At 63.7% G+C, this 21,408-nt stretch carries 18 protein-coding genes; 4 read left to right on the top strand and 14 right to left on the bottom strand.

Annotated features, from left to right (window positions below; translation table 11 throughout):
* Positions 1-153: 153 nt before the first annotated feature.
* The 6 genes from JL37_RS12970 to JL37_RS12945 are packed head-to-tail and all read right to left on the bottom strand — an operon-like array spanning position 154 to position 6,887.
* Positions 154-1,734 carry a glycosyltransferase family 4 protein gene (locus JL37_RS12970; protein ID WP_043544545.1) on the bottom strand — a complete coding sequence of 527 codons (1,581 nt, stop codon included), beginning with the start codon at positions 1,732-1,734 and terminating at the stop codon, positions 154-156.
* Positions 1,731-3,026, bottom strand: a complete 1,296-nt coding sequence (locus JL37_RS12965; protein ID WP_043544544.1) for an ABC transporter ATP-binding protein — start codon at positions 3,024-3,026, stop codon at positions 1,731-1,733. Before JL37_RS12965 ends, JL37_RS12970 begins: the two co-directional genes overlap by 4 nt.
* Positions 3,016-3,843 carry an ABC transporter permease gene (locus tag JL37_RS12960; protein ID WP_081955061.1) on the bottom strand — a complete coding sequence of 276 codons (828 nt, stop codon included), beginning with the start codon at positions 3,841-3,843 and terminating at the stop codon, positions 3,016-3,018. The genes JL37_RS12965 and JL37_RS12960 overlap by 11 nt, the downstream gene beginning before the upstream one ends.
* 23 nt (positions 3,844-3,866) lie before the next feature.
* Positions 3,867-4,613 (bottom strand): glycosyltransferase family 2 protein, encoded by a 747-nt coding sequence (locus JL37_RS12955; protein ID WP_043544543.1) that lies wholly within the window; start codon positions 4,611-4,613, stop codon positions 3,867-3,869.
* A gap of 25 nt (positions 4,614-4,638) precedes the next feature.
* Positions 4,639-5,718 (bottom strand): glycosyltransferase, encoded by a 1,080-nt coding sequence (locus tag JL37_RS31060; protein ID WP_369798548.1) that lies wholly within the window; start codon positions 5,716-5,718, stop codon positions 4,639-4,641.
* A 41-nt stretch (positions 5,719-5,759) separates the two neighbouring features.
* The gene (locus tag JL37_RS12945) at positions 5,760-6,887 is read right to left on the bottom strand and encodes a glycosyltransferase (protein ID WP_043544541.1); all 1,128 of its coding nucleotides are present in this window, start codon (positions 6,885-6,887) and stop codon (positions 5,760-5,762) included.
* Between the two features lie 650 nt (positions 6,888-7,537).
* On the opposite strand from JL37_RS12945, the gene JL37_RS12940 reads away from it, so the two are divergent.
* The 4 genes from JL37_RS12940 to JL37_RS12925 all read left to right on the top strand — a co-directional run bounded on the left by JL37_RS12940 (position 7,538) and on the right by JL37_RS12925 (position 11,786).
* Positions 7,538-8,785, top strand: coding sequence for an O-antigen ligase (locus JL37_RS12940; protein ID WP_043544540.1), 1,248 nt, complete (start codon positions 7,538-7,540; stop codon positions 8,783-8,785).
* Positions 8,786-8,875: 90 nt separating this feature from the next.
* Positions 8,876-9,445 carry a carbon monoxide dehydrogenase subunit G gene (locus JL37_RS12935; RefSeq protein ID WP_043544539.1) on the top strand — a complete coding sequence of 190 codons (570 nt, stop codon included), beginning with the start codon at positions 8,876-8,878 and terminating at the stop codon, positions 9,443-9,445.
* Positions 9,446-9,544: 99 nt separating this feature from the next.
* On the top strand, positions 9,545-10,897 hold the full coding sequence (locus JL37_RS12930) for an MFS transporter (RefSeq protein ID WP_043544538.1): 1,353 nt from the start codon (positions 9,545-9,547) through the stop codon (positions 10,895-10,897).
* A gap of 19 nt (positions 10,898-10,916) precedes the next feature.
* Complete coding sequence (locus tag JL37_RS12925) at positions 10,917-11,786, top strand: DMT family transporter (RefSeq protein WP_043544537.1); 870 nt, start codon at positions 10,917-10,919, stop codon at positions 11,784-11,786.
* A gap of 14 nt (positions 11,787-11,800) precedes the next feature.
* Here the strand turns inward: JL37_RS12925 and clsB are convergent, their stop codons facing one another.
* From clsB to JL37_RS12885, 8 genes are all read right to left on the bottom strand, one after another.
* The gene (gene clsB, locus JL37_RS12920; protein ID WP_043544536.1) at positions 11,801-13,012 is read right to left on the bottom strand and encodes a cardiolipin synthase ClsB; all 1,212 of its coding nucleotides are present in this window, start codon (positions 13,010-13,012) and stop codon (positions 11,801-11,803) included.
* Positions 13,009-13,875 carry an endonuclease/exonuclease/phosphatase family protein gene (locus tag JL37_RS12915; RefSeq protein WP_043544535.1) on the bottom strand — a complete coding sequence of 289 codons (867 nt, stop codon included), beginning with the start codon at positions 13,873-13,875 and terminating at the stop codon, positions 13,009-13,011. The genes clsB and JL37_RS12915 overlap by 4 nt, the downstream gene beginning before the upstream one ends.
* 262 nt (positions 13,876-14,137) lie before the next feature.
* The gene (gene aspS / locus JL37_RS12910) at positions 14,138-15,925 is read right to left on the bottom strand and encodes an aspartate--tRNA ligase (protein ID WP_043544534.1); all 1,788 of its coding nucleotides are present in this window, start codon (positions 15,923-15,925) and stop codon (positions 14,138-14,140) included.
* A gap of 41 nt (positions 15,926-15,966) precedes the next feature.
* The gene (locus tag JL37_RS12905) at positions 15,967-16,632 is read right to left on the bottom strand and encodes a DUF502 domain-containing protein (RefSeq protein WP_043544533.1); all 666 of its coding nucleotides are present in this window, start codon (positions 16,630-16,632) and stop codon (positions 15,967-15,969) included.
* 16 nt (positions 16,633-16,648) lie between these two features.
* Entirely contained in the window at positions 16,649-16,954 is a 306-nt protein-coding gene (locus tag JL37_RS12900) for an FmdB family zinc ribbon protein (RefSeq protein WP_043544532.1), read from the bottom strand.
* Positions 16,955-17,172: 218 nt separating this feature from the next.
* On the bottom strand, positions 17,173-18,456 hold the full coding sequence (locus JL37_RS12895) for a putative Na+/H+ antiporter (protein ID WP_043544531.1): 1,284 nt from the start codon (positions 18,454-18,456) through the stop codon (positions 17,173-17,175).
* 134 nt (positions 18,457-18,590) lie between these two features.
* On the bottom strand, positions 18,591-19,487 hold the full coding sequence (locus tag JL37_RS12890) for a hypothetical protein (RefSeq protein WP_043544530.1): 897 nt from the start codon (positions 19,485-19,487) through the stop codon (positions 18,591-18,593).
* Entirely contained in the window at positions 19,484-21,400 is a 1,917-nt protein-coding gene (locus tag JL37_RS12885; protein WP_043544529.1) for a StlD/DarB family beta-ketosynthase, read from the bottom strand. The genes JL37_RS12890 and JL37_RS12885 overlap by 4 nt, the downstream gene beginning before the upstream one ends.
* Positions 21,401-21,408: the final 8 nt, after the last annotated feature.

The raw sequence follows: 21,408 nt of genomic DNA, 5'->3' as shown, positions 1-21,408 counted from the left end.
CGCCGTGCAATGGCTGCCCAGCCATGCGCACGATATTTTGTTTTCCCGGCGGCCAGGGCCGCGCCCGGAAAATCCATTACTAATTATAATAAGACCAGAAAAATCGACCCTAAATAAATGCAAAGCCGGAAAATACGTTTCCGGCATGGAAGCTCATCGGTCGCGCGCGGAAAAACCCCGCACAACATCAGATATGCGCTGCCGCCAGGTTCTGGGCTGCTGCAGGCACGTGGCGATTTCCTCGGCCGCGTCCTCAAAAACCTTCACTGCCTTGGCCAGCTCATCACGATGCTGGTCGCACTGTGCGCTTAGCCGCTGCAACTCGCCGGATATCCGTTCCATATCCTTGACAGTGTGTGTGTCTACCTGCGATACGGCCGCCTTGGTTTCGAGGGAAGAAGTCTCGGATACCTGCATTATCCGCATGGCGGATGCTCCTGCCTCTTCGTGCCAGTCCACATCCCGGAGAGCGCGAATGCGCGCTTCATAAAACGCATAGCTGGCGGCTGTCGCTGGCGAAAAAAATGTACTGCCATGCAACACCCGCCCAATTTGGTAGAACAGGTTTTCAGACGCCAGATATGGCCCCGGCGATGCTATCGCATCTTCCGACCGAAGCACACTATATACCGCTCGAATCGGAGAATGTGCGTTGCAAGTAAACGAAGTGATACGTTTGGCAAAAACGGACCAAGTCCGATCTTCGGAGTGTTGTTGCAACGCGATATCCGCCAACTCGGCCGCTCCGGCCGGCGCACGCTCGAACTGGCGCGCCAGCCCCTGGGCATCCACGTTCGGCAAATTGCGTCCGGAGAAGTTTGCATACGCCGCGCGCCGGAACAGGTCGGCATCGAGCAAGCCCTTCACGCCGTCATATCCCACCACACAGACCGGCTTGCCGCTCGCCACGCCTTCCAGCAGAACCCTGCCCATGCCCGCCACGCCCGCGCAGGAACGCATAAGGTCCGGCACATCGGATCTTGCGCCCAGGAAACGCACGACATGGCCGACGCCGTCTTGCTCCAACCATTCCTGCAGCGTCTCCCGCCCCGGCCCATCTCCGACGATATCCACCCCTCCAAGCCCCAGCGTGTTCGCCTGGTTGACGAACGCCCGGATTCCCGGGATCTTCAGGCCGTCGAGCCGGCTGACGACCAACCACGGTGCGCCCTCGGGCGCCGACGAAGCAGATTGCCCGAACTTGGAAAAATCGATTGCGTTGCTTTGCAGGCGCAGTGCATCGCCGCTCACGTACGGGGCCGCCAGTTCCATGACCTCGTCGGATACGGCGATCACGCCTTGGGACAGGGGCAACGCCAGGGAAGTAAGAAGAAAATCGTTGATGGGGCCGTATCCCGCGCTCAACGACGCCGGGCCATGCAGGGTAAGCATGAATGGCACGCGTTCCAGCGCCGCGGCCAGCATCGCCGGAAACACACTGGTAAACGGATGCCCGTGCACATGCGTCACGGCATGTTCACGAATGATCGAACGCAATGATTCGACCGTCGCCACCAGATCGGCCGCGGTCGCGCCCGGGCCCAGGTTCAAGCCCCCCGTTACCGAAGAAAGGCCTGGCGGAAGGAATTCCTCCGCCGGCTCCGACCCGCAGGCCATGTGGATCGCCCAACCTTGGGCAGCCATGACCCGCACTTGTCCAGCGATGTACGTTTCCAGGCCGCCGACCTCGAAACTCTGGGTCACGATGAGGAGAGAATGAAGACCGTCGCTCACAGCTTTTCAACCCTGGCGTTCGAGGGAAGGGCGGCAATGCCGCTACCCAAAGTGCGGCGATCGCTCACCTTCAGAATAATGACGTCGGTCTTCCGGTCGAGATAATCCATGTCGGCCCTGGTCACCTCTTCCGCTATGGCGAGCGTGACAAAATAGTTTCCCTCGCAAAGCGCCAGCTCCACATCGAACACCACCCGCAGGCGATCTCCGGGCTTGGCATCTACATAGCTGGAATCGTGGTATAGCGTGCTGGTGCCGAAAGCCGAAACACCTTCCACCGTGCGGATGAGCATGCCGGCCTGCATCTTCGAGATCGGCGCGAAAACCTCCACGTCGACTTCGATCCGCGCCTTCTCGCCGATCTGAAAGGCCTCGCATTGCTGGCCCTCGGCGTCCAACGCGCGCCAGCCGCGTATCAAGGCGCGCATGCCCGGAGCGTCTTCCTCCTGCGGGCTCGCAGCCGCCGCTTCAGTTTCAGGTCCCGCCTTTTGTTCTTCGGCGGCCGCTTCGCCCGCGGATACGTTGGCGTTCAGGTAGCGCAAGTAGGCGCGCTCATCGGAATAGAGCAACGCGTGATACTGGTCGACCACCTCTTTGGCGGGCCCCAGCCCATGCAATTCGCCTCGATGAAGCAACGCCGCGCGCTGGCAGAACTTCTCAACGGTGGAAGTCGAATGGGTGACAATCAAAATGGCGCAGCCGCCCGTCCTCAGCCGTTCGATGTAGTCGAAGCACTTGCGCTGGAATTTCTCGTCGCCGACAGACAATGCCTCGTCGACGATCAGCACGTCGGGCTGGACACACGCCTGCACCGCGAATGCCAGACGCACATACATGCCGCTGGAGTAGGTTTTTACCGGCTGCTCCAGGTGCTCGCCGATGTCGGCAAAGGCGATGATCTCGTCGATCCGCTCGTCCATCTGCTCTTTGGAGAAACCCAGGATGGAGCCGTTCAGGTAAACGTTTTCGCGCCCCGAGAATTCCGGATTGAACCCTGAACCCAATTCCAGCAAGGCGGCAAGCTTGCCATTGACCGTCGCTTCGCCCATCGTGGGCGCGAGCGTGCCGGCAATAATCTGCAGCAAGGTGCTCTTGCCGCTGCCATTACGCCCGAGAATACCGACCGTTTCGCCCTTTTTGACATCGAGCGAGATATTGCGCAGCGCCCAGAATTCCTTGAAATACTGGCGCCGGCCAAACGACAGGAATTGCAGCAAACGATCTCGCGGCTGCGAGTACATCTCGAAGCGCTTGGAGACGTTCTCTACGGAAATGACTTTCTCAGAGAACATCGGCAAACCCCTTCCTCGTTTTTTGGAACCACGAATAACCAAGTGCGGCGACCACCAATGCCACCGCCATGTAAATCGCCCAGAGGCCCCAGTCTATGGACTTGCCCCAGAACAGCACGTTGCGGCTCTGCTCGATGATGAGGGTCAGCGGGCTGATGTGCAGGAAAGCGCGGAATCGTTCCGGAAGCGCCTCAGCCGAATAGAAGATCGGCGAAAGAAACATGAGAACGGTCGTGACGATCGTGATGAACTGCGTGACGTCGCGCAGATACACCCCCAGCGCCGCCAGGAACCAGCTGAAGCCCAACGTGATGATTGCCAGCGGCAGTATCACCAACGGAAAGAGCAGCACCGTCCAGTGCGGGATTCCGAACAGGAACAAATAGAAGATCACCCATACCAGCAGGCTGATCAACATATGGAAAAGGGCCGCGCCCAAGGACACGCAGGGCAGCGTTTCCAGGGGAAAAACGACCTTCTTCACGTAGTTCACATTGCCGAGGATCAGCGAAGGAGCCCGATTGATGCACTCGGCGAACATATTGAATACGATCAGGCCGGCGAACAGCACCAGGGCGAATTCGGCCTTGGACTCGGATCCGCCGGGCCACCTCGCCTTGAACACCACGCTGAAGACGAAGGTGTAGACCAACAGCATGAAGACAGGATTGAAGAATGACCAGAGCAAGCCCAGGGCCGAACCGCGGTAACGGCCCACGACCTCCCGCTTGATGAGGTTCCATGTCAGCTGGCGGTTCCTGGCCAGGCTCTGCAATAGCGACAGCGGGGATGCACTGTGTTTTGTTTTTTGAGACACGCGCAATGGTTCCTAAATTGATTTCATCGATTGAATTTCTGCCATACGCCACGCTTCATGACCGCGAACCATGCGTACCAGATGAAGCAGGAAGCGCTGCGCAAGACGGATAGCCCAAGCACCGACCGGTAAATGGTCCATTGCCAGCGGACCGCCTTGAACTTGTTCGCAGACAATGAATCCGCGCTTACGCGATAACTTGCCAGGGGCTCGCTGGATGGCGTGGCGCGGGCCTGGCCTACCCTGTTCAGCGCCCTGAGCCAGAAGACGTAATCCTCGTGCTTGATGTTCTCGAACCTCAGGTCGGCCAGGTCCGCTCGGCGGAATATGCCCGTCAGATTGCCGATGAAATTGGATTTCAGCATATCTTCGTAGCACAGGCTGGCCGGCGCCTGCACCTTGCCGACGGTCCGGCCGTCCCCGTCGATCCGGAAATAGTCGCCGTAGGAGACCGAAACCCCCGTCGCCTCCATGAACGAGACCTGGCGCGCCAGCTTTTCGGGCGCCCAGACGTCATCCGCATCCAGGAATGCAACGTACCTCCCCTGGGCCAGATCCAAGGCGCGATTCCGGGTACGAACCACGCCCATATTGCTTGGGTTGCGCTCGTAATGGATCCGTTGGTCTACCGCCTGCAGCGCCTTGACGATCTCCGGCGTATCGTCCGTGGAAGCGTCGTCGACCACGATCAGTTGCCATGAGGCGTACGTCTGGCTCAGCACGGACTGGATGGCGTCGCCGATGAACCGCCGGGCATTGTAGGCAGGCATAACCACCGAGACAATCGGGAGAGTCTCATCGGCCATCTTGTCGCCCGCCTTTGCACAGCATTCTTATCCGCATCACGTACTCGCCACAATAGTGCGACCGGTAATACGAAGCGTAGCGCTCATCCCACACCTGGGCGGCGCGGCGGCCGCGCTTCATCACCGCTTCGGGATCCAGCCCATCGAGCCATTGCGTCAGCGATGCCTCGCCCTCGGCCACCGCCCAGCCCGAAACGTCCTGCTCGACCCGGGCGCCAGGCGGAGTTCCCGCCGTCGTCAGGAGGGGCCGGCCCAGCATCAGGTGCTCGTAGTACTTGTTGGGAGAAGCATATCGGTGGTTGGGAACGGACAGGTAGTACATACCCACGATGACATCCATCTTCGCCATCAGCCCCAGGCCCGCCTCGCTTTCCATGGCACCGTAATAGTGCACGTTCGAACCGGCCTCCGCCGCCGCCGAAAACTGGGGCGCCAAATGGCCATAGCCGGCGACGTGCAGCCGCACGTCCGGGCGCCCGCGGCACGCCGCGAGCAGGTCTTCCAGGCCGCGATGGCGCGACTCGAGAACGCCGAAATAGCCGATGTTCCAGGGCTTTTTCGCCTGCCAGGGCACAAGCGGCGCCACCGCTGCGCTGGGAACGTTTTCCAGCACCAGCACCTTGGAATCGCCGGGTTCCAGCCCATGCTGGGAAAAACGGTCAGCGCTTGCGATGATGGTCAGCGCGGCCGATCTGGCGATCGTCCGCTCCAGGAAATCCAGGGCCTTGCCCGCAAACCCCCCAATGCCGCGCACGGCCGTGTATTTATCGTACAGATCCAGCACTAACGGACGCCTGAACATCAGGCAAAACAGCCAGCTGGAAAACCCGGCGTCCAGATCGACCGCATGCACGACGCTGACGCTGCGGCGCTCTTTCACGAGGCGCCGGAAAACATGGGTATTCCACTGCAGCAGCGCGACGGCGTTTCGCCATCCGGCGCCCAGCCTGGCGCGCCTGGAAAAATAATGAAAGCCGGGACGGTCCGGCACCTGGCGCCCGTCCTTGTTCCAGCCGATGAAGCGGAATCCTACGCCCGCCTCGCTCAAGGCGTCGAAGTACTTTCCCATGCGCGCGTCGAAGTCGGCAATGTACGAGCGGATAAAAAATATCATTTGCGCATGGAGCGGCTGGAGCCGTGGCGGCCGCGCTTCTTGAGAATCATCCACCGAGGCATGCGGAACAGCACCAGCTTCCGGTACAGCAGGACATACGTCACGGAGAACGCCGCGGCGCATGCCATCAACACATAGGGCATCTGCCAGAACAGGACCGCCGGGATGACGGCCATCGACGACAGCAGCCAAAGATACGGCGACGTCATGGAATTGCGCTGATTCCGGTGCCGCGACTCGCGGGAACCCACGGCCCAGCGCACCACGCGCTTATAAATGAGCATATGCAGGTGCACGCCGTCCGGAGCGCCCGGAGAAATACCCCTCAGCCATTTTTTCCGGTAAATGGAGAACAGGGTTTCAAACACGGGATATATACACAGCAATAGCGGAAACCAGGCAGAAACATAAGGGTGCCGCGCCAGCAGAAGCACCGAAACCGTGCCGATCATGAATCCGATGAAATAGGCTCCGCCATCCCCGAGAAAAATCAAGCCACGCGGATAATTCCACAGCAGGAAGCCGAGAATGGCGCCGATCATTCCGACACAGGTGACGAGCAGCAACCGGTCGCCAAGATAGTAGGCAACGTAGGAAAATCCCGCGAAAATCATTGCCGAGACCACCGCCGCCAAACCGTTGTACCCGTCGATGATATTAATGGCATTGGCCGCGCCGGCGATGGCAAACGCCGTGACCACGAAGGAAATCGGGCCGAACTGCAAAAGCCAGTCGATCCCGTAGATATCCAGCCGAGTAAGTGTCGCGCCCAGAAAATAATAGGCCGCCATGCCGGATATCATCGCCAAGGCCAGCCGCTGCAATACGCGCACGCGCTTTGTGATGTCTTCGACCAGCCCGCCGAGAAACGCGGGCATCGCCACCGCCAGCAAAGTCAGGGGCTCATGGCTCAAGGTCGGTTCGCGTATGGTTGCCAGCACGAAAATACAGGACATCGCAAATACAAGCGACACCCCTCCTATCCGCGGCACTGGTTTGTCGTGGTACTTTTGCACTCCCTTGGTGTCGTGGTCGGCGGTGAACTTTCCATGCACAGCGTTAAACCGCAAAACCAACAACGTAAAAACCAGGGAGACGATAAACGCCACAAGCAAATAAAGCATTTTTTTATTTAAGCGCCGTTATATGATGGATTTTTAATGTCTGGCCGGCCAGGCTGATTTTCCACTTGGATCAGCGGCTTAGCCTTTAACTACGCTTAACAGGAAGATCGCACCATACCGCAAACCTTTTAACCACTTTCTTGCCGCGCTGGCGAAAGATCTGTTTGCAGGGTGGCGGCGCTTCGCGCTCGACTTGTCCGCCCGCGCCCCGCCATCGCCAACCCACGGCAACGGCGCCAATTATCGCACTTTCGCCCTGACGCAGGGACGTAATAAGGCGTAGATACTTGGGAAGAAATCCTTCAGGAATTCAGGGACGAAGAAGTGCCCGGACGCCTGTCACGCCCTAATTAACGGCTGAGCCCGCTAAAAATTGAGAAACGCGAAAGCGGCCCTTACGAGCCGCTGTCACCGCGCTACAACAAAAACGTCATGCGGCCGTTATTGGGGACGGGCTAAATCGATCTGACGCGAGGCCATGGGCGGGCCAGGATCGCAACAAAACAAAAACGGTGTAACATTCTTGCCGTTACATTCCAGCGCGCAGAAATTCTCTATAGAAATCAGCCGATTGATTTGTTTCGACTATTAATCGCCGCCTGAAGCGACCGCCTCACAATCACACGCCTGGCCCCGCCGGGTTTTCGACCATGCCCTCCCTGCCTCTGATCCTTCCAACGTTGCTGGGAGCCATGCCGATCGCCGCCATGACCGTCGGCGGCGGTAGCGCGCTATTTTATGTGATCCTTCTGTTCTGCCTGTTCCGCTGCCTGACGCGCGACGGGGGGTTGCGGGCAACGCTGTGCGTCCTGAAGGATTATCGCGTGGTCATAGGCGCCATGGCTGTGCCGTTGTGCGCCATCGCGCTCAGTCAGATTGCGCATGGCTCCCTCCACGGCCCCTCTCTGGAACGGGGCCTGCGGATCAGCCTCGGCTTTCCCATCATGCTAGGCGCATTGCTGAGCATCCCTTCGGCACGGCTGCGCAATGCCTACTGGGGAATCGCGGCAGCCGGATGGGCAGCCGCTGGTATCGTTTTCTGGCTGGCCCTTCCGGCATGGAACCGCCCCGCCACGCCGCAGTACAACGCCGTGGGCTATGGCAACCTGACGCTGCTTTGGCTGTTCATTACGCTGTACGGCCTGGGATGGACGCTGTTGCGCCGCCCCCGGCTGGAGAAGTACTTCAAGACGATTACCGTCGTCTGGGTCTTCGCGGGCTTCATACTGACGCAGACGCGCACGGGATGGATGGCGATCCCCTTGTTCCTGTTCGTCGGGATGTGGCTATTCGGCCACATGCGGCGCCCGTTGCGCGCATTTGGCCTGCTGGTCGCGGGCGTTGCCGTGCTTGTCGCGTTGGGAGCCACGAACGACGCCCTGCGGAACCGCGTGCAGCAGGGCGTCCACGAACTGCGGGAATGCCACGGCGCCAATGCCACGGCCGACACTTCGGTCTGCATCCGGCTGCAGCTGTGGAGAGCCAGCCTCGAGATGATCGAAGCGGAACCCGCTTTCGGCCTTGGATCCCCCGCGCGGTTCGCCCCGGAACTCCAGGCGCGAGTGGCAAGCGGCGTCGTTTCTCCTTTCGTCGCGAAGGATTTCGGCGAACCCCACAATGACATGCTGCACATGCTTAGCAGCTATGGCATCGCGGGCGGCCTGGCCCTGATACTGCTTTATGCCGCGCCGGCCTGCTTTTTCCTGCGGCGGCTCACCATGGCCAACGCGCCTGAAATACGCGTTGCCGCCGCCATGGGCACGGCGGTTTCCGTGGGATTCGCGATTTTCGGCCTCACGGAGTTGATGTTCCGCTCGATGCAGAATGTCTCTTTATACGTAACGCTATTGGCATGGCTCATCGCGCTGTGCCATGAAAACAGGCGCGAACGGGCGTAGGCGCGGCGTCCGGGGCCCCAGAACGCGCTCCATGGTCAAAATCTCCAACTAGGGTCACAATGCAGTTGTGGATCTTCCAAGGAGACAGCCATGCGCATTGCAGATGCCCAGTGGATTCCTTCTACCCAGCACCAGACCTGGGATGCGTTGACAGATCCGGCCGTGTTGCAGCGATGCATCCCCGGTTGCGTGGAAGTAAACCGGCTCAGTCCGACCGAATACGCGGTGAAACTCCGCGCCAAGGTCGCCGGGATCGACACCGATTACGACGGCGAGATCCTGATGTCCGACGTGGATCCCCACAATAGCTGTACCCTGGCCTTCGAAGGCAAAGGCCTGGCTGCCTGCCTGGCCATCGGGACTGCGCAGATCAATCTCAGCACGAAGGACGAAGGCACCCGCGTGGCCTACACCGTCGCCTGCATGGCTGGCGGAAAGCTGGCCGAATGCGGGGAAAGCGTGCTGTTGAAGACGGGCGACAAGATCATCCAGAAGTTCTTCGCCGCCTTCATCGACCACATGGCGGGGCAACCCCGGCTCGCGCCGCCTCCCCCGCCCCCGGAGCCGGAACCCCGCGGGCTGTCCAATTCACGCTGGTCCTGGATCATGGTGATCCTGGTCATCGCGGTGTTCTGGGGCTACCACACGTTCTACAAGTGAAAACCCTGACTCGCCGGTGATATGCTCTGCGGCATGACGATGCCGCCAGACCCACCCGCTTCCCCTGCTCCCCCCGCCCACTCGCGACGCGACCTCCTGATGGGGATGGCGGGGGTGTCCGCCACCGTCGTCCTGGCCGCCCTGGATTCCACCATCATCAGCACCACCCTTCCGCGCGTGGCGGAAGCGCTCAACGGCATGGCGCTGTACGCCTGGGTCGGCACGGGCTACCTCCTGGCCACGGCGGCGTCCATCCTGGTTTTCGGGCGCCTGGGAGACATGTTCGGGCGCAAGCCCCTGATGCTGCTGTCGGTGCTGATCATCGCGCTGGGCTCGATCGCCTGCGGCCTGTCGCAGACCATGGCCCAGCTTATCGTCTTCCGCTCGCTGCAAGGCATTGGCGGCGGCATGATGATCGCGACGGCGTTCGCCGCGCCCGCCGACCTGTTCCCCGACGCCAAGCAGCGGGTGCGCTGGATGGCGCTGGTCTCGGCCGCCTTCGCCATGGCCAGCGGAATCGGCCCGGTCCTGGGCGGAGCCGCAACCCAGGCGCTGGGGTGGCGCGCGGCCTTCTTCATCGCGCCGATCGCCGCCGCTGGCGCTTTTTTCCTGCTGGCCCGCTATTTCCCCCGCATCCGGCCCGTGCATGACGGCAGCCGCAAGATAGACTGGCTGGGCGCGATCCTGCTCGTCATCGCCGTGGGCGCGCCGCTGGCCGCGCTGGAGCTGGCGTTTGCCAGCGGCGACCATGCGCACCCGCTGCTGGGCGCGCTGCTGGCGGTGATGGGCGTGGCGGCCATTGCCGCCCTGATTCCCATCGAACGCCGCGTGCGCTCTCCCATCTTTCCCTTGCGCGTGCTGGCCGCCCCGGAATCGCGGCTGCTGAATGTGGCGGCGATGATGGTGGGCGCGGTCATGTTCGTGCTGATCTTCTACAGCCCCCTGCTGCTGCAGCAGGTATTGAACTACACGCCCAGCGAGGCGGGGCTGCTGCTGACGCCGCTGGTCGCCGCGATATCGGTCGGCAGCATCATCAACGGCCGCCTGTTCCCCAAGCAATCGGAACCGCAGCGCCTGATGGTGTTCGGCGGCTGTCTGCTGGCCGCCGGATCGCTGATGGTGCTGCTGATCTCGCCCGGCACCTCCGCCTGGTGGATCCTGGCGGCCTTCTTCGTCAATGGCTGCGCTCTGGGCTTCCTGCTGCCGAACCTGACCCTCTTCATGCAGATGCTGAGCGAGCGGCGCGACGTGGGTGTGGCCTCGGCGCTGGTGCAGACCACCCGCGCCATCGGCAGCGCGCTGGGCACCGCAGTGGTCGGCATCATCATTTCGCACAGCACGGTACTAAACGGAGTGCGTGCCGGATTGATCCTGTGTATCGTCCTGTCGCTGACCGGTGCCTTGCTGGCACACCGGGTCAAGATGAAGAACCTTGCCACCAACCGGAAATAAGGCACGACCGGGACCGAACATGCGTCAACGCAATCTGCTGGATCTACTGCTCCTGGCCGCCGTCTGGGGCGGCTCCTTTCTCTTCATGCGGGTAGCGGTCGCGGACTTCGGTCCGGTGGCCCTGATCGAACTGCGCGTGGGCCTGGCCGCGCTGTTCCTGCTGCCCGCCGCCTTGTGGCGCGGCAAGCTGCCGCTGATCGCGCAGCACTGGAAGGCGCTGCTGATGGTCGGCATGCTGAACGCCGCCCTGCCGTTCCTGCTGTACGCCTACGCGGCGCAATCGCTGGGCGCGGGCTTCCTGTCGGTCGCCAATGCCGTGACCCCGGTCTGGGGCGCCGTCATAGGCTGGCTGTGGCTCAAGGACAGGCTGGCCTGGACGCGGTCACTGGGCCTGATGATCGGCGTGGTCGGCATCGTCGTTCTGGTATGGGACAAGCTGAATTTCAGCGATGGCGGCACGGGGCCCGCCGTCCTGGCCGCCGTGTCGGCGCCAGTGTTCTACGGCATCGCCGCCAACTGGACCAAGCGCTTCCTGAGCGGCGTGGATCCCCTGGCCAACGCGACCGGCAGCATGGTGGGCGCATCGATCGTGCTGCTGCCGTTGGCGATCGCCTTCTGGCCCGAAACCCCGGCTTCCGCGCAAGCCTGGATCTCCACCATCCTGCTTGCCGTGGTCTGCACGGGCGCGGCCTACATCATCTTCTTCCGCCTGATCGCGAACGTCGGGCCCACCGGCGCCGTCAGCGTGACCTTCCTGGTGCCGATCTTCGGGGTCATGTGGGGAGCGTGGCTCCTGGACGAACGCATTACGCCGTCGATCGCCGCGGGGGCCGTGATCATCCTGATCGGCACGGCGCTGGCGCTGGGCCTGCTGAAGCGGCGCGCCTGAGGCGCGGGGCCCGCTCAATATTTGTCCGACGTCCCGGTCAGCGCCACCCCGATGCGCAGCAGCGTGTAGGACACGGCGTCGACCCAGCGCCGCAGCCATCCGCGGCGCTGGTACTCCAGCGGCCGGATGAAGCGGCCGCCCTCGCGGATGGCCGCCTCCAACCGTTCCTGCAGATCCCAGGAAAACGGCTGGTCGTCCACGACGACGTTGGCCTCGCGCGCCAGCAACAGGCTGAAGGGGTCCAGGTTGGATGAGCCCACTGTCGCGACGTTGTCGATGACGGCTACCTTCGCGTGCAGATAGCTGGGCATGTATTCGTAGATCTCGATGCCGTCGCGCAGCAGCTGGTCGTACAGCGAACGCGTGGCGTGGTATTGCATGCGGTATTCCACCTTGCCCTGCAGCAGCAGGCGCACGCGCACGCCGCGCGCGGCGGCCTTGGCCAAGGCGCGGCGGAACTGGCGCCCCGGGAAGAAATACGCATTGGCGATCAGGATGTCGCGGCGCGCCTGCGTGATGCCGTAAAGATATGCGCGTTCGAAGGTCTGGCGGAACCGCAGATTGTCGCGCAGCACCAGCGCGGCGCGCAGATTGCCGCAAGGGGCGACCGAGGCGTGGCGCGGCTTCAGCAGCCGCATGCGGTTCCAGTCTCTCGGATGCCGGCGCAGGCGCGCCCAGTTCAAGCGCACCCACAGCAGTTCCTGCGCATAGGCGGCTTCAGTCACCAGCGGCCCTTCCACCTGCACGGCGAAATCGAAGCGCGGCCCGGAAATGCCGTCCGTCGGATCCCGGTCGTCGTAGTCGTCGATGATGTTGATGCCGCCGATGAAGGCGATGCGTCCGTCCACCACGGTGACCTTGCGATGCAGGCGCCGCAGGCGGCTGCGCGACGGGATGTAGCGGGCGAACCAGCGCGGCTCGGGGCGGAAGATGCGGCACTGCGCGCCGGCGTTGGTCAGCCGCGTGCGCAAGGGATCGACAAAGCCTGCGCTGCCGAAGCCGTCCAGCACGACGCGCACCTTGACGCCTCGCCGGGCGGCCGCCTCCAGGCGGTCCAGCACCTGGGAGCCGGTGCGGTCCGGCGTGAAGATATAGGTTTCCAGATGCACGCTGACCTGGGCCGCGTCGATCGCGGCGCACAGCGCCGGAAAAAAGTCGGAACCGTTCTGCAGCAACCGGATATCGTTGCCCTGCGTCCAATCCAGCTTGACCTGCTCGGCCCTCACGGCAGTTCCAGCTCGGCCAGCAAAGGGGAGTGATCGGAGAGCCTCGCCCATTCCCGGCCGCGCAGCACGCGCGCGCTGCGCACGGCGAAGCCGCGCTGGTAGATGCGATCCAGGCGAAACCACGGAAATACGGCGGGGAAGGTGCGCGGCGGAGGCAGCAGCAGGCGCGAACTGCCGTCCATGCCCAGCTGGTTGTTGCGTTCCATGACGGAAATACCGCCATTGGGCAGGCCGCGGAGCGCATTGCTCAGGCGCCGGACCGAATCGCGCAGGCGGGGCAACTCGCCGCCGTGGCTGCGCGGCGCATGGGAGAACACTTCATACAGGCCCAGCTGCTGCACGAACAGGGGCGCCAGGCGGTCGCCCCAGTCATTGAAATCACCCGCGATCAGGATGGGCTCGCCGTCCGGCACCATGCGGCGGATGCGTTCGGTCAGCGCCAGGATCTGGCGGCTGCGACTGGTGGCGAACAACCCCAGGTGCACGACAAAACAATGCACTGCGCGTCCGTCCAGCTCGATGCGCGCGTGCAGCAAGCCTCGTTGCTCCAGCCGGTGGTCGGAGATGTCCTGGTTTTCGTGGTCGAGAATGGGGAAGCGCGACAACAGCGCATTGCCGTGGTCCGTCTCGTGGCGGACGGCGTTGCGGCCATAGGCCACGTCCAGCCGCAAGGCGGCGGCGAGGGACTCGTGCTGGGCATCGAGCAGCGATTTCTGCTCATTGCGGCCCTGGACCTCCTGCAGGAAGACCAGATCAGGACGCAGGCCGTAAAGGCCGAGGCGCAATTCATTCAGCGAGTCGCGCCGCCCCAATGCCGAGCGGCCCTTGTGAATGTTGTAGCTGACGACGCGGATGAGCGACATGGAAAATGGCGCCTTTCAAAACTGGAGAACCGCCGGCCGTGCCAAAAAGAAGCCCGGCCAGACGCCGCCAAACCAGCGGCGTTTGCCAGATTACTCCAATTCAGAAGACAGTTCCGAAGGGCAACGGGCCCCATCGCCCATTCGAGCACCCCACGCCGCAAGCAAACAACGCCCCCAAGCCGGGCCGCACGGATCCGGACTCCGCCGGTCCGTAGCGGCGCCCCCCTGGGGGGGAAGCGCCTCCGGCGCTTCGGGGGGGGACCTACTTCGTCTCTACGTTGCGCAACCGGATGTGCAGCTCGCGCAGCTGCTTCTCGTCGACCTCCGACGGCGCTTGCGTCAGCAGGCACTGGGCGCGCTGGGTCTTCGGGAAGGCGATCACGTCGCGGATCGATTCGGCGCCGGTCATCATCGTCACGATGCGGTCCAGGCCGAAGGCGATGCCGCCATGCGGAGGCGCGCCATACTGCAGGGCGTCCAGCAGGAAGCCGAACTTCTCGCGGGCTTCCTCGGCGCCGATCTTCAGCGCGCGGAATACCTTGCTCTGCACTTCCTCGCGATGGATACGGACCGAGCCGCCGCCGATTTCCCAGCCGTTCAGCACCATGTCGTAGGCTTTGGCGAAGGCCTTGCTGGGATCGGATTCCAGGAAGTCCTCGTGGCCGTCCTTCGGGCTGGTGAACGGGTGATGGGCGGCGGTGTAGCGGCCGTCTTCCTCGTCGTATTCGAACATCGGGAAGTCCACGACCCACAGCGGCTTCCAGCCGGCGGTCGACAGGCCGGCCTTCTTGCCGAATTCGCTGTGGCCGATCTTCACGCGCAGCGCGCCGATGGCGTCGTTGACGATCTTCTCGCGGTCGGCGCCGAAGAAAATGATGTCGCCGTCCTGCGCGCCGGTGCGCTTGACCAGCTCGGCCAGGGCAGCGTCATGCAGGTTCTTGACGATGGGCGATTGCATGCCGTCGCGGCCCTTGGCCACGTCGTTGACCTTGATGTAGGCCAGGCCCTTGGCTCCGTAGATGCCGACGAACTGGGTGTAGCCGTCGATCTCGCTGCGCGACATCTCGGCGCCGCCCGGCACGCGCAGGGCGACCACGCGGCTGCCCGGCGCCGTGGCGGCGGCGGCGAACACCTTGAAGTCCACGTCGCGCATGACGTCGGTCATGTCGGTGAATTCCAGGTTCACGCGCAGGTCCGGCTTGTCGGAACCATAACGGCGCATGGCTTCGGTCCAGGGCATGATCGGGAACGGCGACGGCAGCTCGACGTCCTGCACCACCTTGAAGACGTGGCGGATCATGCTTTCGAAGATTTCACGGATCTCGACCTCGTTCAGGAACGAGGTTTCGCAATCGATCTGGGTGAATTCCGGCTGGCGGTCGGCGCGCAGGTCTTCGTCGCGGAAGCACTTGGTGATCTGGTAGTAGCGGTCGAAGCCCGACACCATCAGCATCTGCTTGAACAGCTGCGGCGACTGCGGCAGCGCAAAGAAGTGGCCGGCGTTGACGCGCGAGGGAACCAGGTAGTCGCGCGCGCCTTCGGGCGTGCTCTTGGTGAGCATCGGCGTCTCGATATCGATGAAGCCCAGCTGGTCCAGGAACTTGCGGACTTCGATCGACACGCGGTAGCGCAGCATCAGGTTGCGCTGCATTTGCGGACGGCGCAGGTCCAGCACGCGATGCGTCAAGCGGGTGGTTTCCGACAGGTTGTCGTCGTCCAGCTGGAACGGCGGCGTGACCGACGCGTTCAGGATCTCGACTTCCTTGCAGAGCACTTCGACTTCGCCCGAGGCCAGCTCGGTGTTGGCGGTGCCCGCCGGACGCTCGCGCACCAGGCCGGTGACGCGGATGCAGAATTCGTTGCGCAGGCGCTCCGCGGTGGCGAAGGCGGCGTTGTCCGGATCGAACACGATCTGGGCCAGGCCCGCGCGGTCGCGCAAGTCGATGAAGATGACCCCGCCGTGGTCGCGGCGGCGGTTCACCCAGCCGTACAGGGTGACAGTCTGGCCGAGATGGTCACGGCAAACCTGGCCGGTGTAGCAGGTACGCATGCGGGATGACTCCGTTTATGTGCTTGGTTGTAGCGTAAGGGTTACGAATCGGCGCGCGGCGTGTTCTGTTCGCCGGGCGCCGGGACGGGCGGAGCCGACCGGCCCGCAGGCGCCGGGGCCTGGACCGGGGCGACGACGCCCATGGAAACGATGTACTTCAAGGCCGCGTCCACGCTCATCTGCAGGTCGATGGCGTCGGCGCGCGGCAACATAAGGAAAAAACCCGATGTGGGGTTCGGCGTTGTCGGCACGTACACACTGATGTGGTCGCCCGGGAGGCGGTCGGCCACTTCGCCGCTGGGCGTGCCGGTCACGAACGCGATGGTCCAGCTGCCGGCGCGCGGATACTGCACCAGCACCGCGCGGCGGAAGGCCTGCCCGTTCGGGGCAAGCACGGTATCGCTGACCTGCTTGACCGAGTTGTAGATGGATCGCACCAGGGGAATGCGTCCCAGCAGGCTTTCCCACTGGTCCACCATCGTGCGGCCGATCAGGTTGGCGGCGAATATGCCCGTCAAAAGCACCACAACCACGACCAGGACGAAGCGGAAACCGGGGATGTCGATGCCGAACAGCGATTCGGACGACAGAAAGCCGGGCACGAACCCTTCCAGGGTGGCGACCAGCAGGCCCAGTACCCACACCGTGATGACCAGGGGCACCCAGATCAGCAGGCCGGTGATGAAGTACTTCTTGATGACGCGCATACGCATCGGGCGCGCTCTAGGAAGCGGGGCTGCCGGCGGCGGGCGCCGCCGGCGCGGCCGCAGCGGCAGGCGCCGCGGCGCTTTCGGCCGGAGCCGCCGCCGGCGTGCCGGCCGAGGCGCCCTGGCCGGAGCCGCCGCCGTTGCCACGGAAGTCCGTGACATACCAGCCGGAGCCCTTGAGCTGGAATCCAGCCGCGGTCACCTGCTTGGAAAACGTGCTCTGGCCGCATTCGGGGCAAACCGAAAGCGGCGCATCGGAAATCTTCTGCAAGACGTCTTTGGCATGGCCGCAGGCGCTGCATTTGTAAGCGTAGATGGGCATCGAGGGCTCCCAGGCGCGGGCCCGGCATATCAAAAGCCGCCTGGCGCCGGACGAAATATCCGGGGTCGGATCGGGTCGAAAACCCGATCCGGGCCAAAGCGGCGGGTGGGCGAGGCCGGAAAAATACGGGGAAAGTCTTGAATTTTAGCGGTTTTTCATGAAGCCTCGGTGTCCGCCCCCGGCGGCCGCCCCGCGGGCGTCCCGGAGAGGCCGCCGTCCTATATGGGGAGCAGGAACATGACGGCCGCGACCAGGGTCGGCGCGAGGGCCGAGAGGAACAGCCTTCCGGAAGAAATGCTGCCGTCCGGAAAGTGGTTCTTCAGGATGGCGAAGCCCGCCGGATTGGGCGCGTTGGCGATGACGGTCAGCCCGCCTCCCGTCACTGCCCCGGCCACCAGCATGTAGCGCCAGGCCTCGTTGGTGCCTTCCACCAGCGATCCCAGATAGGTCAGCGCGGCATTGTCGGTAATGGCCGTGAGCGCGGTGGCGCCCCAGAACAGGACGAAAGGCTCGAGCCCGCCCAGCAGATCCTGCAGCCACCATTTCTGCAGGCCTCCCAGCACCACCAGCCCAGCCAGGAAAAAGCCGACCATCAGCCCCTCTTTGATCATCAGGCGGCTCTGGTGGCGCTTGTAGGCCTCCGAAAAACCGATGAACATCATCAGCAGGCCCAGGAAGATGGCCGGATGGTGCGCGCTGAGCACCACGGCGACCAGGAAGCCCAGGTGCACCAGCATGACCACCGCGGGCACCGGGGGACGCGCATCCGCGCCTTCCGGCGCGTCCACGCCGCCGCCCGTGCCCACCGAACGCTCCATCAGCGCCTTGCGGCAGGCCAGCGTCAACAGGCCGGCGTTCAGGCAGACCGCCACAGCCGCGCGCCAGCCAAAATGCTGCACCATGAAGGCGGAATCCCAACCGAAGGTGGACGCCACCATCAGCACGGGCGGCGCCGCATAGGACGTCAGGACGCCGCCGATGGACACGTTGACGAACAGCACGCCCAGCGTCAGGTATTTGAAGCCCGCGCGTCCGCTCGTGCGGAAGTAGGCGTCGCGCAGCAGGATGGCGGCCAGCGTCATGGCGGCCGGCTCCGTAATGAACGAGCCGCCCAGCGGCACCAGCGACATCACGACGAAGAAAGTGGCCAATTCGCGCGGCAGCGGCAACACGCGCGCCGCCAGGCGCACCAGCAGCCCCACCAATTCCAGGATGGGCCGGCTGGCCGCCACTACCATGATGACGAAGACGAACAGCGGCTCGGTGAAGTTGCGCGTATCCATGTACTCGATGGCATGCGACGGCCCGGCCAGCGCCGCCATCGCCACGATCAGCACGAACGCCCATACGCCGAAAACGGCCTCGACCTCGGAGAACAGGTGCCAGAAACCCGCATGCGGCCCGCCACGATGCGCGAGCCGCGCGAAGACGGGAACCGAGAAGGTATGAAGAACCGCCACGGCGAACAGCAAGGTGGCGATGACTTCAAGTGTCTGGGGCATGTAAACGGCTTCCGGAAGAAAAGTTCAAACCGCGCGGACGCCGCCCAGCGGGGACCTGCGGACAAGGGTCGCAATATAGCGCATGCCCTCCGCCATGTAACGCAGGGTCAACACCAAGAACCCTCGGCAGCTCCCTACGCGATCGGCGCCGGCGGTTCCGCGCCCTCCTGCGCCGCCTTCATTTCCATCAGCAGGCTATGCAGCATCTCGGTGGACAGCCCGTGCAGCACCAGGCGGTAGCCCGCGCGCAAGGTCGACATCGGCACCAGCGGATGGTTGTTGTTGACCAGGATCAAATGCTGCGGCGCGCCCAGCAGCTTGGCCGCGTAGATGCCGATGGTTTCGTCCAGCTGCAGCGAATTCGCCGCGCGCCAGAAATCGTTGTCGGTCAGCATCAGCTGGTACAGCGGGGTGAACAGTTCGATGGCGCTTTGCAGGTCCAGGAAGTTCAGCCTGCCCTGCGGCATGTCATCAAGCAGCAGGTCCGGATCGCGGATCATCGAGAAATCGACCTGCTGCGGCGCATGCATCTCCACGCCCGCATCGCGCAGCGCCTGATTCAGGCGGATGACGAAGTTGAAGAGGTTCAGGTCGTGCTTGACGAAAAGTTCGTCCTTCAGGTCATCGATGTTGCGGGGCTCCAGCGGCGTGGTCGTGACGGGCACCGGCGAATTGGCGGCGATGAACGACAGGATCTGCGCGCCCAGGTGGAAGTGGCGCAGGATCAGCCAGTTGGCCTCGGGCGACACGAAGCGCTTGAGGCCCCATGCCAAAATGCGGTGCAGCAGCTTCGAATGCGACCAGCGGCGCGGCAGGAAGGTTTTGATGACCTGGATCAGGATGATGAAGGCGCGCGCCAGCGGCCGCAGGAACGGCAGCAGGTACTGGCGCGAAGCGCAGCTGGAATCCGTCAGCCACGCCTTCTTCACCTTGTCGGGCAAGGGCGTGCTGCGGTCCAGGTAGAGGGCCAGCCAGGGGCTGGGATCGGCGGGGTCGTGCGGCTTGGCAAGGAATTCGGGCTCTTTGCTCATGAGGCGTCGCCTTCCATCACGTGATGAAACTGCATCAGGTACAGCGCCGCCGTGCGGCGCGCGGTGTCGACGATGCGCTGTTCCGCGCGGCCGTCCTCATCGCAGTCCAGCGCCAGCTCCACCGCCGACAGCCAGCGCGCCAGGTGATGCTCGTCGTTGTGGCCGTGGTACTCCAGGAAGCGGAAGGCGTCGGGCGGCAGCTTCAGGCTGGCCTTGAGCAGCGGCAGCAAGGCCGGCACGATGCGCTGGCCCGTGCCTTCGATGATGTAGATGGCGCCCAGCAGCCCGATCGGGTCGCGCGTGGCGGCCAGGCCGTGCAGATAGGCATTCAGCGCTTCGCCGCCGGGGTTGCGGCGCAGTGCGTCGATGTCGGCCACGGCCCCGCCCGCGTTGCGGTAGTCCTGGAACAGGATCTGGAAGTCGTTCTGCTCTTCGCCGGCATGCATGTCGATCAGCGCAGCCAGCGGGGCGTACTGCTCCGACAGCGAGGCCGCCCCTTCGCGCATCCATTTGCTGCCTTCGCGCACCTGCGGTATCCAGTTCTCCATCCAGTTCAGGTAGTCAGCCGTCTGGAATTGGCGGTTGCGCAGGCGCCGCACCACCGGCGTGCGCCACACGCGCGAACGGTAATCGTGCCAGATCGCGGCCAATTCGGTCAGCAGCTGGCCCAGACCCTGCGGCGCCATGTCCGGATCGTGCGGCGGCGCGATCGCGTCGGCATCGCCGCTATGCGCATCCTCGCGCGGGGCGGCAACGGCCGCCGCCGCCAGCGGGGCGTGGACGGCCTCGGCTTCCAGCAGCATGTAGGCGGCCATGAAGCGGCCCGATTCCGGGATGTAGCAGAAGATCTGCTCGCCCGGCTTCACTTCCCGCGTTTCCAGGAACTCGGCCAGCATGATCAGGATGGAGGCCGCGCCGGTATTGCCGCGCCACGCCAGGTTGCTGAACCAGCGTTCGCGCGGAATCACCAGCCCGGCCTTCTCCATCAGGTCTTCCACCACCGGGATGAACTTCTCGGACGAGTAATGGCACAGGAAGTGGTCCACCTGGTCCGGGTCCAGCCAGCCATCACGCACCAGCTTGGCGTATTCGTGGATGCCGATGTCGAACAGATGCGGCAGCAGGCGGATGTCCTGGCGCAGCGACAGCGCGCCATCGGCCTCGGCCTCGTTCCACGAGGGATAGTCCAGATGGCCGCGGGCGCGATCCGCCGACAGGCCCAGCTGCATGCATACCGGATAATCGCCCGAGAACGAACGCTGGTGCACCCATTTCAGGCGCAGGCGCACGCCTTGCGAGGCGCCCGGCAGCGGCCGTCCGGTATTGCCCAGCAGCACCGCCCCCGCGCCGTCCGACAGCATCCAGCGCAGGAAATGAGCGTCGAAGTCGGCGTCGTAGCCCCGCGCCGCGAAACGCGAGCGCTTGAACAGCCGCGACGGCAGTTCGCTGGCCACGGCCAGGGCGCTGGCGTGTCCGCCCAGCTCCACGCCCTGCGCGGCCGTCTGGATGGCCGATACGCCGGCCGCGCAGATGCCGTGCACCGAGACGGTTTCCATCGGCTGCGCGGCCAGCTCGCCCTGGATCATGTTGGAAAAGCCCGGCATCAGCGCGTCGCCGCCCGATGAGCCGCTGGCCAGCAAGGACACGTCGGACAAGTCGCTGTCGTGGCGCCGCAGGCAATCGCGGATGGCGTTGGCCGCCAACTGGGCATTGGTGAAGACGGTGGCGCCGTCGGCATCGATCGCGTAGTAGCGCTGATTGATGCCGTTCTCGGCCAGGATGCGGCCCTTGATGCGGCTGGACATGCGGTTCAGCGGCGCGATGTAGCTGTCCATGGCGTCGTTGGACACGGGCTCGCCCGGCATGAAATAGCCGGCGCTTTCCAGGTAGACACGATGAAACGCAATGGGCATGGGAGGCC

This window comes from Achromobacter sp. RTa (genome assembly GCF_000757485.1).
Taxonomy (GTDB): domain Bacteria; phylum Pseudomonadota; class Gammaproteobacteria; order Burkholderiales; family Burkholderiaceae_B; genus Achromobacter.
The sequence above is the reverse complement of the archived record's forward strand: the minus strand, read 5'-3'. Positions and strand labels throughout refer to the sequence as shown.